10 protein-coding genes are annotated in these 13,075 nt (G+C 65.8%); 4 read left to right on the top strand and 6 right to left on the bottom strand.

Annotation, left to right across the window (positions count from 1 at the left end; genetic code table 11):
* Window positions 1-9 precede the first annotated feature (9 nt).
* Window positions 10-2,526, bottom strand: a complete 2,517-nt coding sequence (locus HHL22_RS09310) for a bifunctional YncE family protein/alkaline phosphatase family protein (RefSeq protein ID WP_394354451.1) — start codon at window positions 2,524-2,526, stop codon at window positions 10-12.
* A 67-nt stretch (window positions 2,527-2,593) separates the two neighbouring features.
* On the opposite strand from HHL22_RS09310, the gene HHL22_RS09315 reads away from it, so the two are divergent.
* Window positions 2,594-3,016, top strand: coding sequence for a hypothetical protein (locus HHL22_RS09315; protein WP_169530674.1), 423 nt, complete (start codon window positions 2,594-2,596; stop codon window positions 3,014-3,016).
* Here the strand turns inward: HHL22_RS09315 and HHL22_RS09320 are convergent.
* On the bottom strand, window positions 3,013-3,435 hold the full coding sequence (locus tag HHL22_RS09320; protein WP_169530676.1) for a BLUF domain-containing protein: 423 nt from the start codon (window positions 3,433-3,435) through the stop codon (window positions 3,013-3,015). The genes HHL22_RS09315 and HHL22_RS09320 overlap by 4 nt on opposite strands.
* Window positions 3,436-3,777: 342 nt before the next feature.
* Here HHL22_RS09320 and HHL22_RS09325 point away from each other — a divergent pair, with 342 nt between their 5' ends.
* The 3 genes from HHL22_RS09325 to HHL22_RS09335 all read left to right on the top strand — a co-directional run bounded on the left by HHL22_RS09325 (window position 3,778) and on the right by HHL22_RS09335 (window position 7,409).
* Window positions 3,778-5,172 (top strand): ATP-binding protein, encoded by a 1,395-nt coding sequence (locus HHL22_RS09325; RefSeq protein ID WP_169530677.1) that lies wholly within the window; start codon window positions 3,778-3,780, stop codon window positions 5,170-5,172.
* A gap of 126 nt (window positions 5,173-5,298) precedes the next feature.
* Complete coding sequence (locus HHL22_RS09330; RefSeq protein ID WP_169530678.1) at window positions 5,299-6,954, top strand: FAD-dependent oxidoreductase; 1,656 nt, start codon at window positions 5,299-5,301, stop codon at window positions 6,952-6,954.
* A 197-nt stretch (window positions 6,955-7,151) separates the two neighbouring features.
* Complete coding sequence (locus HHL22_RS09335) at window positions 7,152-7,409, top strand: hypothetical protein (protein ID WP_169530679.1); 258 nt, start codon at window positions 7,152-7,154, stop codon at window positions 7,407-7,409.
* Window positions 7,410-7,824: 415 nt separating this feature from the next.
* Here the strand turns inward: HHL22_RS09335 and HHL22_RS09340 are convergent, their stop codons facing one another.
* From HHL22_RS09340 to HHL22_RS09355, 4 genes are all read right to left on the bottom strand, one after another.
* Window positions 7,825-8,355, bottom strand: a complete 531-nt coding sequence (locus HHL22_RS09340; protein WP_169530680.1) for an XrtX-associated membrane protein — start codon at window positions 8,353-8,355, stop codon at window positions 7,825-7,827.
* On the bottom strand, window positions 8,285-8,824 hold the full coding sequence (xrtX, locus tag HHL22_RS09345; protein WP_241738002.1) for an exosortase X: 540 nt from the start codon (window positions 8,822-8,824) through the stop codon (window positions 8,285-8,287). Before xrtX ends, HHL22_RS09340 begins: the two co-directional genes overlap by 71 nt.
* A gap of 138 nt (window positions 8,825-8,962) precedes the next feature.
* Window positions 8,963-9,178 (bottom strand): PID-CTERM protein-sorting domain-containing protein, encoded by a 216-nt coding sequence (locus HHL22_RS09350; RefSeq protein ID WP_206680717.1) that lies wholly within the window; start codon window positions 9,176-9,178, stop codon window positions 8,963-8,965.
* Between the two features lie 80 nt (window positions 9,179-9,258).
* Entirely contained in the window at window positions 9,259-13,053 is a 3,795-nt protein-coding gene (locus HHL22_RS09355; protein WP_169530681.1) for a T9SS type A sorting domain-containing protein, read from the bottom strand.
* Window positions 13,054-13,075: the final 22 nt, after the last annotated feature.

Here is a 13,075-nt window from a genome sequence, read left to right on the forward strand (position 1 = left end):
GCGCTGGGCTCAGTCGTCGTCATCGTCGCGCAGGGGCGCGGCGCGCAAAAAGGCGCCCCGGCGCGGCGCCGGCATGGGCGAGCTTTCACCCTTAATGGCCTTCCACACTACCTCGTTCAGGTCGAGGTCGGGCGCGGCGTCTTCTTGGGCCAGGTTGAAGCGGGCCGAGCGCTCGGCGCTGCGGTTCCAGGCCGTGTTGCGCTGGTTGAGGTCGATTTGGGCCGGGCGGGCGCGGTAGGGCCCTAGGGCCGGCGCGGCCTGAAAGCAGCCGAACAGCGGCCGGGCCGCCGCGTCGTACTGGCTCATGGGCGGCAAACCCAAAATCAGCTCCATGGTGCGTAGGATGCCGGCCGTGGTATAGAGCGTGTGGTCCACGGTGCCGGGGCGCACGTAGGGGCTGATGACGAAGGCCGGCGAGCGGTGCGCGTCCACGTGGTCGGGGCCGTTCTGGGCGTCGTCCTCCACCACGAACACGGCCGACTCGGCCCAGAGCTTGCTGGCGGCCAGGTGCTCCACCAGCTGCCCTAGGGCCAGGTCGTTGTCGGCCACGGCGGCGCGGGGCGTGGGCTTGCCCAGGCGCTGGCCGCTGGTGTGGTCGTTGCTGAGGCGAATGGTGCTGAACTGCGGCACCTGCCCCAGGGCCAGCAGCGAGTCGAAGTCCTGGGCCCAGATGCGCACCCGCTCGGTATCGCGCACGTCCATATCGAAGCCCGGCGAGCGGGGGCAGATGTGGCCGCGCAGGGCCTTGAGGGGCGTTTTGCCGTTCTCGGCAAACTCGCCGTAGCTGCGGTAGCTCAGGCCCGCCCGCTGGCAGTAGTCCCAGATGAAGCCGTCGCGCGGGTAGGCCGCCAGGCGGGTACCTTCAAAATCGTAGGTGCCGCCGCGGCCGCCGTAGCTGGTAGGCCAGGTTTTCTCCACAAAGTCGGTGGCGTAGGCAGCAGTGCTCCAGTTGTGGCCGTCGGCGCTCACCTCGGCGTTCACGTAGAAGTTGTCGAGCAGTGCAAACTGGCGGGCCAGGGCGTGGTGGTTGGGCGTCACGCGCTCGGGAAACAGGCAGAGCGTCGAGTCACCGTTGCCCTCGGGCATGTCGCCCAGCACCTGGTCGTAAGTGCGGTTCTCCTTGATAATGTAGAAGATGTGCTTAATGGGCGACTGCTCGCCCGCGCGGCGCGGCACCGGGTTACCAGCCGCCCCTAGGGCCTGCTTTTCCAACGCGGGCGTGAAGGGCGTGTTCTGGTACACCTGCTGGGTGTAAGCTTTTAGCTGGGTTTCGCTGGGCGGCGCGATGAACGAGAGCGTGCCCTTGAACAGCCCCCCGATGTACTGCACCGGCCCGTCGGCCTCGGTAGTGCCGGTTTGGTAGCCGCTGCTGTCCTTCCTTTTCACCGGCTGCGGCCCCCTAGGGTTGGCCAGCGACGAAAAACCTTTGCCATTGGCTACCAGTATTTTGCCGGGCATAGTGCGCACGCAAGTAGGGTACCAGCCCGTCGGAATAAAGCCCTTGGCGGCGCTGCGACCCGGCCGGCTTACGTCGAACACAGCCAGGCAGTTGTTGTCGGCGTTGGCAATGTAGAGCGTCTTGCCATCGGAACTGAGGGCCAGGCCGTTGGGCGTCGAGCCGGTGAGGCGCGTGGGGTAGAGCGCCGTCGAAATGGTTTCGAGCACCCGCCAGCTGCGCGCGTCCACCACCGACACCGAGTTGTCGTTGGCGTTGGCCACGTACAGGTAGCGCCCGTCGCGGCTCTGTATCAGCTCGTTGGGGTGGCTTTGGGTGGCCAGCGTGGCCCGCACCTTGCCCGTGCCCGTGTCGTAGGCCAGCAGCTGGTTACCGCCCCAAATGCTAATGTAGAGCGTGCGCCCGTCGGGGGCCAGCAGGCAGGCGTAGGCCTCGTGCCCTAGGCCCAGCCGCGAGACAATCTTCTTGGTTGCCAAGTCCATAACGTACAGCGCGTTGTCTTCCTTGGTTACCACGTACAGGCGCCGCCCGGCGGCATCCACGGCCAGGCCGGCGGGGCCAATCTTGGTGGGCCAGGGCTTGCCCAGGCGCAGGGTATCGGGGTGGCCCAGCTTGGCGCCCGCGGCGGGGTAGTCGAGGATGATGTTGTCGTTGCCGCCCGCGGCGTACAGGTGCTGGCCCCTAGGGCCCCAGGCCAGCCCGTACCACGACTTGCCAATTGTTTGCTCGTCCAGCACTTGCTGGGTGGCGGGGTCGATGAGCTGGATGGTTTGGCGGCTCTGGCCGTTGTTGGTGACGGCCAGGCGCCGGCCGCCGGGCGCCAGCTGCATGTTCAGGGGCAAGTCGCCGAGGGGCAGGCTGGCCGCGCCGGCGGGCGTGAGGCTCCAGCCGTTGGGCAGCAGCACCTTAGGCGCCTGGGGGCTGTTGGTGGGCAGCTGGGTGGGGGGGGCAGCTAGTTGGGCGGCGGCCGGGGCCAGGGCGCTCAGCAGCAGCCCTAGGGCCAAAGCAACGGGTTTCATACCTGCAAAGTACGCCGCCGACCCAGGCCCTTGAAGTAACCAGGATGTTATGTTTTTAAGGGGAAAATGCCATACCGTCGGGCTTTATCCCTAGTTTTGTCTTTCCGTATTCGTTCCGATGGCCCTTAGTACGCCGTTTATCTTCTTTGAAAATACCGCTGGCCAAGTGCTTTCGCACCCCAACGGCTACGCCATTTTGCGCTACCTGCCCAATCAGCGCCAGCCGGGCGAGCTGGCCCGCCTGCTCACGGCGCTGGGCCAGCTGCTGCTGCGGGGCGGCTGGCACCGCTTTTTGGCCGACAACCGCCAGATGCCGCCGCTGAATGAAGAAGAAAAGGCGTGGTTTGCCAGCCAGTGGCTGGGCCACAAGGTGCCGCGCCCGGCGCCGCTCTACGGCGCCGTGGTACTGCCCACCGAGGTAATGGCGCGCCTTTCCATCAGCCAGATGCTGAGCGCGGCCGACACTACCACCATGGTTTACCGCTCGTTTACCGAGCAAAGCCAGGCCGAAACGTACCTGGCCGGCCTGCCCTGGCGCTAGGCCAGCGGCTCGCTCACCAGCTCCTTCATCATGCTCAGCAGCAGGCCGTCGGCCCGGCCCAGCTCGGGGGCGGTGCTGGCAAAGTGGCGGGCGGGCAAGTAACCCAGCAGCCCGGCAAACTGCGCTTCCGACACGGGCTGAAACGCCATCGACCACTCGCTGAAGCTGCGCTCGGCAATGGCTTTGTCGGCGTACTTCACCAGCTGGGTGTGGCGCGGGTCGCGCAGCAGGCGCTCGTAGAGCGCGGCCAGCACTTCTTCTTCGCCCTCAATCACTTGCATAAACTGCCCGTTGCTATACACCAGTGCCCCGCTGATGCCGTGCAGCTGGTTGTGGCTGCGGGCTTGCAGCAAGAGCGTCAGGAGGTCGTCGTCGGACAAAGGCTGCGTGGCGCGGCTGCCGTAGATGATGTGGTGCATTACAGTACAAAATAACGACTTATCAGCTTAGGCCAGGCTGGGCCCGACGCCCAGCAGCCGGCGGGCCCGGCGTTGACCAGCCGATTAAGAAAAAAATTCTTGATTAAATTACTATCAGCTAACGAGTTATGACACCACGCAAGGTATGCGGCAAGCGCAGGCAAAATGTAAGCAACGGCTTAAAAACCACTTGTGGGCTGGCCCTGCTTAGGGCAGCTTCTCCGGGGCCGGCGGGCTGCTTGTTGGCCAGCCCTAAGGGCCGGGCGGCGGCCCCTAGGGCTAGGTACCACTGCGGGTTTTGGGTGGCGCGGTAGGTGGTTTGCAGCGTAGCTTGCCGGGGCCATGCCTCAGCTCCTGCCCCCCAACCCGGCTGCCCTCGGCAGCATCACCGCTTTCCAAAACCTGCCGTCCGCCGTGCTTGGCTGGCTTAGCGAAACCGGCCAGCTGCAGCGCTACGCGGCGGGCGAAACCGTTGTGCGCGCGGGCGAGGCCGCCGACCGCTTGCTGGCCGTGGTGGCCGGCAGCGTGCACTATTTCCGGCCCGAAGGCGGCGAGGTGGTCTTTCGCACGGCGGCGGGCAGCGTGAGCGGGGTGCTGCCCTACTCGCGCCTGCAGGTGTTTAAGGGCCGGGGCGTGGCTGAGGGCGACACGGTGCTCTTCACCCTGCCCCGCAGCCAGTTTGCGGCCCTCGAGCAACTGAGCCCCGAGCTGGTGCAGCGCCTGGTGAGCCTCATGAACGACCGGGCCCGCGACGAGGTGCGCGGCCAGGAGCGCGACGACAAGCTGCGGGCGCTGGGCAAGCTCTCGGCGGGCCTCTCGCACGAGCTGAACAACCCAGCCGCCGCCATTGGCCGGGCCGCCGCTGGGCTGGCCGAGGCATTGGCCGCCAAGCCGCTGCTGCTGCAAAACCTGCTGGCTACCTGCCCGCCCGCCGAAGCCGTGGCGGCGCTTACGGCCCTGGCCGCCTGGCCCGCCGAGCCGGCGCCCGCCCTCCCAGCCCTGGCGCGCGCCGACCTGGAGGAGGAGCTGGCCGACTGGCTCGAAACCCAGGGCTGCCCCGATGGCTACGCCCTAGCCCCTACCCTGCGCGAAGCCGGCCTAGGGCCCGCCGCCCTGGGTTCGGTGGCCGCCCAGCTGCCGGCCCCGGCCCGGCCGCCGGCCCTGGCTTGGCTGGCCGGGCAGCTGGCCGCCCTGCGCCTGGCCCACGACATCCACGAGGCCAGCCAGCGCATCAGCCAGCTAGTGAGCAACGTAAAAACCTACACCCACATGGACCGGGCCGGGGGCCGCGAGCTGCTGGCCGTGACGGCCGGCCTCGATAGCACCCTTAACATGTTTGCCTACCCCCTGCGCCAGCAGCAGGTGCGCCTCAGCCGCGCGTATGCCCCCGGCCTGCCCCAGGTGCTGGGCCAGGCCGGCAGCCTCAACCAGGTGTGGACTAACTTGATTGACAACGCCCTGGATGCGCTGCCGGCCCAGGGCGGCCAGCTAACGGTGCGCGCCGACCAGTTGGGCGGCCAGGTGCGGGTGCAGGTGGAGGACAACGGCAGCGGCATCGCGCCCGAGGTGCTACCGCATATTTTTGAGCCCTTCTACACCACCAAGCCGCCCGGCGAGGGCACCGGCCAGGGCCTCGAAATTGCGTACCGCATCGTGCAGGAGCACGGCGGGCGGCTGGAAGTGGCCTCGGCACCCGGCTGCACGGTGTTTACCGTATGGCTACCGGCCCAGCCCTAGGGGCGCTTGAGCGACTCGGGTAGCTATGAGGCAAAAAGGCAGTCATTCCGCGCCGGCGAGGAATGACGTTCAGCTAATGCAGCGGGTCGCCAAACTTAGCACCTACCCTTTATTAAGTAAACGTTTATGAAAAAGCCCATTATCCTAGCCGTAGATGACGACCCACAGGTGCTGGCCGCCATCACTCGCGACTTGCGCCAGGAGTTTCGCCCTAACTACCGCATTCTGAGTGTCGGCTCGGGGCCCGAGGCGCTAACCACGCTGGCCGAGCTGCGCACCCGCGCCGAGCCGCTGGCCCTGGTGCTCTGCGACCAGCGCATGCCCGAGGTGGAAGGCGTGGCCGTGTTGACCCGCGCCCGCGAGCTGTTTCCCGACGCCAAGCGCGTACTGCTCACCGCCTACGCCGACACCACGGCCGCCATCCAGGCCATTAATTCGGCGCAGCTCGACTACTACCTGCTCAAGCCCTGGGACCCGCCCGAGGAGCTGCTCTATCCTACCCTGCGCGATTTGCTGGCCGCCTGGCAGGCCGCCTACCGCCCGGCTTTCGCGGGGCTGCGCCTCATTGGGTTTCAGTGGTCGCCGCTCTCGCACGAGCTGAAGGATTTTTTGAGCGGCTACCTGGTGGGCTACCAATGGCTTGATTTTGAGAAGGATGCCGAGGCTACGGCCTTACTGGCCAGCACCGGCCTAGGGCCCGACGACCTGCCAGTTGTTCTTTACCCCGACGGGCACGTGGCGGCCCGGCCCAGCAAGCTCGACCTGGCCCAGCACCTGGGGCTGCCTACCGATGCCAAGCAGGCGCTGTACGACGTGGTGATAATCGGGGCGGGGCCAGCGGGACTGGCGGCGGCCGTGTACGGCGCCTCCGAGGGGCTTACCACCCTGCTCATCGAGCGGCAAACGCCCGGCGGGCAGGCGGGCTCGTCGTCGCGCATTGAGAACTACCTAGGCTTCCCCACCGGCCTGAGCGGGACCGAGCTGGCCCACCGCGCCTGGGCCCAGGCCACCCGCCTGGGGGCCGAGTTTATGGGCCCGCGCGAAGTAGTGGACCTGTGCGTGCAGGATGGCTACAAGGTACTAACCCTAAGCGATAACCAGGAGATAAAAGCCAAGGCCGTGGTGCTGACTACGGGCGTGAGCTACCGCACGCTGGACGTGCCGGGTTTGGCGCGCCTTAGCGGGGCCGGCGTGTATTACGGCGCCGCGCGCACCGAGGCCCGCGGCTGCGCCGACCAGCCGGTGTACATCGTGGGCGGGGGCAACTCGGCGGGGCAGGCGGCCATGTACCTGGCCACCTACGCCGCGCGGGTGTTTATCGTCATCCGGGGGGCTAGCCTGGCGGCCAGCATGTCGGCCTACCTCATCGAGCAAATCGGCCAAACGCCCAACATCGAGATTTTGCCTCATACGCAGCTGCGCGAGGCCCGCGGCGAGCACACCCTGGAGGCGGTGGTGCTGCAGCGCGACGGCGAGGAGCCCCAGGAGCACCCGGCGCGGGCGCTGTTCATCTTCATCGGCGCCAAGCCCAGCACCGAGTGGATTTGCCACCTCGCCCTCTGCGATGCCAAGGGCTACCTGCTCACGGGCCGCGACCTAGTGACCGACCCGCGCTACGGCGCGTCGTGGAAGAAAGCCCGCGAGCCCTACCTGCTCGAAACCTGCGTGCCGGGCTTGTTTGCGGCCGGCGACGGGCGGGCGGGGGCTATGGCCCGCGTAGCCTCGGCCGTGGGCGAGGGCAGCATGGCCATCAAATTCGTGCACCAGTACCTGGACGAATAGCGCCCGGCTGCCAGGAAGCAACCCACTAGCTTGACTACAAATCGCTTATGCCTATACCGTCGGGCTTATATAATCATTACAATAAAAAATTGCAACTCAGCCGGCTAACTCGTGCGTATCCTCTCTCGAAACTCCTAAATTTGCCGCTCTTGGCGAGGTAGCAGGAGTTACTTCACCTTTGCCATACGCCACCCTACATGACGGCAGATACCTTCCAGCAGCTCTCGCAGACCGAGCAACTATGGGTTGCGTTCAAAGCCAGCACCTTTCTGGCTCGCCGCTGGCAGTCGGGGGGCAGCGTCAATCTGTATCACCTGCTTGCCAAGGGCCACGAGCTGTTTATTGAGGTAGCCTGCGCCGATGCGCCGGGCTGCCCCATTCGCTGGGTGCGCACGCACACCACCAGCCAACCCCTACTGGACTACGCCGACGACGTGCTACTACCCGAGTTGTAGCGCAGCAAGGGCCTAGGCCGTGCGGCAGCCCCAGGGCCTACAGCTAAGCCACAAGGCACGACTACCTAGTGCATCGAAAGTTGCAGCAGAACGCTTTGCTGGGCTGGCAATTGCGCAACTGCCTTCTAAGAGCAGCTTTGGGGTCAGTGTATAGTAGGGGCGGGGCTTGCCCCCGCCCGGCGGCCGCGCCGCATTAACGATTATCGTTCAACAGCGGGCGAGGGCAAGCCCCGCCCCTACTATACTACTTTACACTGACTTCAAAGCTGCTGTATAACCCTGATAACTCTGAACATAGTGCAGTTTTGCAGAGGCTTAGCTGCTACGTAAAACGACTGCTTGCACTGTCCCATTAAAAAGCCCTCTCCTGCTGGAAAGGGCTTTTTGCTTTAGTCAGTACTAGAGTCCAGCAGCTTCACACCGGCTCGCTTGGCCTAGATGGGGGGCGGCCAAACGAAGCCAGGGCGTAGCCGGCCAGCAGCGCCAGCGGCGAGGAAGCGAAGTCGAGCAGCAAGTGCCCCTGCGTAGCCAGGGCGGGCCAGGCGGCCAGGCGGCCGGCGGCCACCAGGCCCGTGCCCGCCAGCAGCGCCGCCGCAAAGCCGGCTGCCACCCGCCGGGTACCGCGCCCGCGCAGCAGCAGGTGCAGCGCCCCAATACTGGCCCCCGCATATAGCAGGTGGTACGCCACCGAGCTAAGCAGGCTATGCTGGCTAAGGCCGCCCGTGCTGCCTAGGGCCGCCGGCTGCCCCAAGGCCTGCCCCACGCGCGCCAACGTCGCAAATACCAACTCCTGAAACTGCCCCAACAGCACCAGCACTGCCCCGAAAAAAGCCAGGCCCAGCCAGCGCGGCCAGGAGCTTAGCGGCCCTAGGGGCTTAGGTGGCTGGCGTGGGGGCGGCGGGCTGCTGCTGGGCCCACCAGCCCCAGAGGCCCAGAATAACGGCATAGGCCACGAAGGTGAACGTGTAGTGGTGGTTGAAATCGACGGTATGGTACCAGTACGTGTGGTTGAGGGCCAGCGCCGCCACGCGCAGCACGTTGACGAGGTAGAGCGTGGCAACGCCGATGACGATGAAGCGGCCCTTGCGCCGGCCATTGTCGGGCTGGGCCAGCACGAAGCCCGCAAACAGCGCGTACAGCACTAGCCCGTTGCAGGGGCTGCCCACCAGCACGGCCGGGTCGCCGGCCATCGTCACCATCCGCAGGTTGCCGGGGGCCACGGCGGCGGCAAAGCCAAACACCCGCAGCCCCCAGGCGGCCGCCCACGCCACCTGGGCCGACAGGGCCGCGTCGAGGCGGCCGTCGGGGCGCAGCACCTGCTCGTAGCCTAGCCACCACAGCGCATACAGCGCCAGGGCAATACCCCAGAAGCGCGCCTGAGGATGAGCCTGCATTAGCGCACGCACGGACTTCATTGGCGAAAGATTAAGCAATTAACAGAAAAACAAGTATTTACTGGCATTCAGTCGCTCTTAAACAACCAAGCAACACCCCGCGCAGCCAGGCTGGCCAGGTGTTGCTTGGTGCGGGAAAAGGCGAAGCTGCTGGTGAGCTTAGCGCGGGCGGCTGTCGCGCAGCTTCTTGCGGTCGCGCAGCTTTTTCAGGCTCAGGGCCACGCCGCTGGCCAGCAGCAGCGAAGCGCCACCGTCGATGGGCACTGTAGTGGGCCGGGGGCCACCCGAGCCAGGCTGCGCCAGCGCAACGGCCGCGCTGCAAAGAATGCCGAGGGCCGCAATGCCCGCTGCGCGCATCATAACCGATTTTTTCATAGAAAGAAGGGGTGAAAAAGTTGAACTACTCAAAGCAAAGCTACTCGCGGGGCCGGCTTCGAAACAAGCCGGCCCCATTACTATTGTACTACCACGCGCTTAACCACTTGCGCCGTGCTGCCCGCGAGCTGCAGTGTATACACGCCGGGCGTGAGCATCGACACATCAAACTGCGCCGTGGCCCCGGCCGCCGTCAGGGGCAGCGTGCGCTGCGACACTAGCTGCCCGAGCTGGTTGTAGAGCGTGGCCGTGGCCGACGAGGACCCTAGGCCGGCCGGCACCACCAGCGTGAAGCTGCCGCGCGTGGGGTTGGGGAATACCTGCACTTGCTGAGCCAGGGCGGCACTGGTAGTAGCCAACGCCGCGGCCGGCCCGAAGTACAGGCTGAAGCGGCCCGGCATAGCCCTGGTAGCGGCCGTGAAGCTGTAGCTGGGCGTGGTAGTGAGGTCAACGCGGGCGCCGGTTTCAGTGTCGAGCAGGAATACCTTGGTAGTGCCCGCGGTGAAGTTGAGCACGCTGGCGGCGTTGAACGAATAGGTGCCGGCGGCGGGCACCGCCACGTTGAGCGGCACCGTGAGGCTGGCCCCTAGGCCACTAAGCGGCGCCAAACCGTTGATGGACAGCTCACCACCCTGGATGAGGCTGCTCACGCTGAGGCCCGACGAGCTGGGCAGCTTGTAGGCGTCGAACTTGGCGTCGTAGCCGGCGCTGGCGCCCTGCTCGAAGTACACGTAGGTTTCGTCGGCCAGGGGCAGCTGGGCGCCCTGCAACTGCAGCTGCACCAGCGGCCGGGTTTCGGCGATGCGGTAGAAGCTGGGCTCAGGCGCGAAGCTGGTGACGCGGATGGCGTTGTTGAGGGCGAAGCTGCCGGTGGTTTGCTTGTCACTCACCTTCGAGAAGAAGCCCTGCATGGCCGCCACCAGCGGGTTGCCCACGCCCCGCACGTAGCTGCGGTACTGGCCCACGTACTGGCCGGTGCTTTGGTACACGTACACCGCGTCGTCCACGTTGGTGCGCACCACGCCCGCCGTCTGGCTGAAGTCGATGGGCGACGGGTAGGGGTTGCCCAGGAACTGCCAGCCACTCTGGGGCAGGGTGCCGCTGGTCACGCTGCGGCTCACGGGGCCGTTGTTGAGCGTGCCCGTCAGGTCTACCAGCGCGTCGGCGCTGATGTTGAGGTCGTAGCCCGTCAGCACGGCCATCTGGTCGCTGGGCTGGGGCACGAAGAAGCCCTGGTCGAAGGCCGCCACCGAGTTGCTGGGGTCCATCACGCGGGCCTGGTCGTAGGCAAACACGTTGGGGAAGGGCGTCACGCTGCCGCGGCTATCGCCGGCCGTGTTGTAGGCCGTGTTGTAGATGGGCGTGAAGCCGGGCGTATTCGTCAGGTCATTGAGCGTGGTGTTGCTCACCGGCGAGCTGTAGTGGCGGTAGCCGAGGCCCGCGTTGAAGGCCGGGTTGATGGCGCGCTGCATAGTAGCCGGGCCGCTTACTACGCCGTTGGTGTTCACTACCAGCGCCGTACCAGCGGTTTTGGTTGAGAGCAGCGTCAGCAGTTGGCTGGTGCTGGTAGTCAGGTTGCCGTTAGTGAGGGCCAGGGTTTGCACAATGCTGACACCCCCGTTGTTGAGGGTGAGGCCGGCGCCGTTGTTTACCGTGAGGCTGCGCACCTGGCTAGGCAGGCCTGGACCGCTGAGCTGGGCTTCCGAGCCGTTGTATTCGTAGTTGGCATCGGCGGAGAACGTGCGCGTGCCGCTGAGCTGGATGGCGCCGGTGCTGCCCGTGGCCGCAATGCCGGCCGGGTCGCACACCCGCAGCGTGCCGCCGGCTTGCAGCACAAAGCTGCCGGGGCCGGTGATGGCCTGGCAGCTGGTAGCCAGCGTGCCGCGGGTGCTCAGCACGCCGCCATCCTGCACCGTGAGGGTGCCGTTCACCACGATGGGGCCGTTGAAGGTAGCCACCCCACCCTTCATGATGGTGATGTTGTTATACGTGCCGGCATCTACCGTCGTGGCCGTGCTTATCATCATGTCGGGCACCACCAGCGTGTTGGTGGGGCCGCTGGCCGAGCCCGTGCCAATCCAGGGCGTTTGCACGAAGGGGAAATCGGCCCGGATGGTGGTGTCGTTTTTCTCCACGCCGGTCGTGAAGGTCACTTCGCCCAGCAGGCGCGGCGTGAGGGGCGAGGCGCTGGCGGGCGTATAGTCGTCGTACCAGAGGCCGATGGCCGCCAGCACCAGGCCGCCCACGGCCTTCAGCTCAATCTGGTCGATGGCATCCTCCAGGCGGCGCCCGTTGGGGAAGCCGTCCATGTTAGGGATGTTCTGGATGTCGGTGGTGGTATTAAAGCGCGGGTCGGTGAGGCCCAGCACGGCCGCTTGCAGCAGGCCCTGGTTGCTGAATTCGGGATTAGGGGCACCACTGGCCAGGGTGCGCGGGGTGGCGGGCACGGCCATGTTCAGGCGCAGCATGTCGCCACCGGGGTTGCCGCTGGCATTCGCCCCTAGGGGTAAAAAGTTGTTGATAAAGGGCTTACCCTGGGCCAGCGGGTTGCCCTTGGGCTTGCCGGTAGCCAGCTGGTACGGGGCCAGGTTGGGCACGCCGGTGTGGAAGATGGGCTTGATATCCACCGAGCGCGGCTTACCGGCCACCAGTAAGTAGTTGCCAAAAGCGGCGTCGGCCAGCGCCGTGCCGTTCAGGGCCGAGTTGCCCTTCAAGGGGTACAGGCCCGGCCGGGTGTTGCCAAAGTCGAAGCCATCGGCCGGCAGGCCGGGGAAGCCGGCCAGCGAGCGGGTCTGCACATCCAGCGCCGCTAGCTGCGGAATGGCGTTGCCGTACAGGCGGGGGTCCACGTACAGGCCCAGCTCGGGGTTCGAGAGGTAGTCGTCGGTTTGGGCGTCCTCGGTGTAGGGCGTCAGCGCGTTCCAGCGGTCCTTGCTGCCGATGGGGTTAATCACCTCGTTGGTGAGCGGCATCCCTAGGCGCGACACCTGCACGTAGTCGCCGCTGGCGCCGGCGCCCGTGGCGGCGCTGAAGGTTTGCATGGCCGGGCGGCTGGCCGAAGCCCACACCCCAATCACGTAGTTAGGGTCCAGAATGCTGCTGGCGGCCGCTACGCTCTGGTGGTTTTTTTGCAGGGTGCTAATCGGGATGCTGAGCGCGATGCTGTGGCAGTTCTTGCGCGACAGCCCGTCGGTCGCATTCATGGGCCGCAGGTTGGCCAGGTCAAAAATGGCCCCTAGGTCGGCGAAGAACGGGTCGTCGGAAGGTCCGCAGAACACCTGCTCGTTGCCCCCACCGCTAGCGGCCGTTATTGTCCGCAGGCGCAGGTCGGTGTACGAAGGCTCGTTGAGGCCCACGGCCGAGTTGATAGAGCGCGGACCAATGTTGTTGGGCGCCACCACGCCGTTGGTCACGATGGTCGAGAACGACTGCCCGCCATCGGTGCTTTTCTCGCAGGTGTAGGTAGTTTTCAGGTTTTGCTTCCCTAGGCGGATGTTGAAGAACGTAGTCGGGTCTTCATTCACGCGCTTAAACGTGAAGCGATAGGTGATGTCGTCGCCGTTCTTGGTGCCATCGTTTTTCACGTGCACCTCGTAGCGCACGTTCTCGCCAAAGGTGGAATAGTTGGGGCCACCGTGGGGCAGCTCAAACGGAATATAGTTGGCAATCACCACGATGCGGTCGGCATGGTTGGGGTCGCGGAAGGCGTAGAGGTCGGTATTGTCGGCCACTGGGTCGTCGGCAATCAGCGGCGCCTCGCGGTGGCTGCTGGCCTCCAGGGGCGTGTGGTGCAGGTTGGCCCACACCGACAGCCCTAGCACCGCCGCCAGACCGGCGGGCAGCAAAAGCAGCTTGGGTAAAAGTTTAGCGTTCATGAGCTTCGAGCAAATCAAAGTG

Origin of the sequence: Hymenobacter polaris (genome assembly GCF_012927305.1) — a bacterium.
GTDB lineage: Bacteria > Bacteroidota > Bacteroidia > Cytophagales > Hymenobacteraceae > Hymenobacter > Hymenobacter polaris.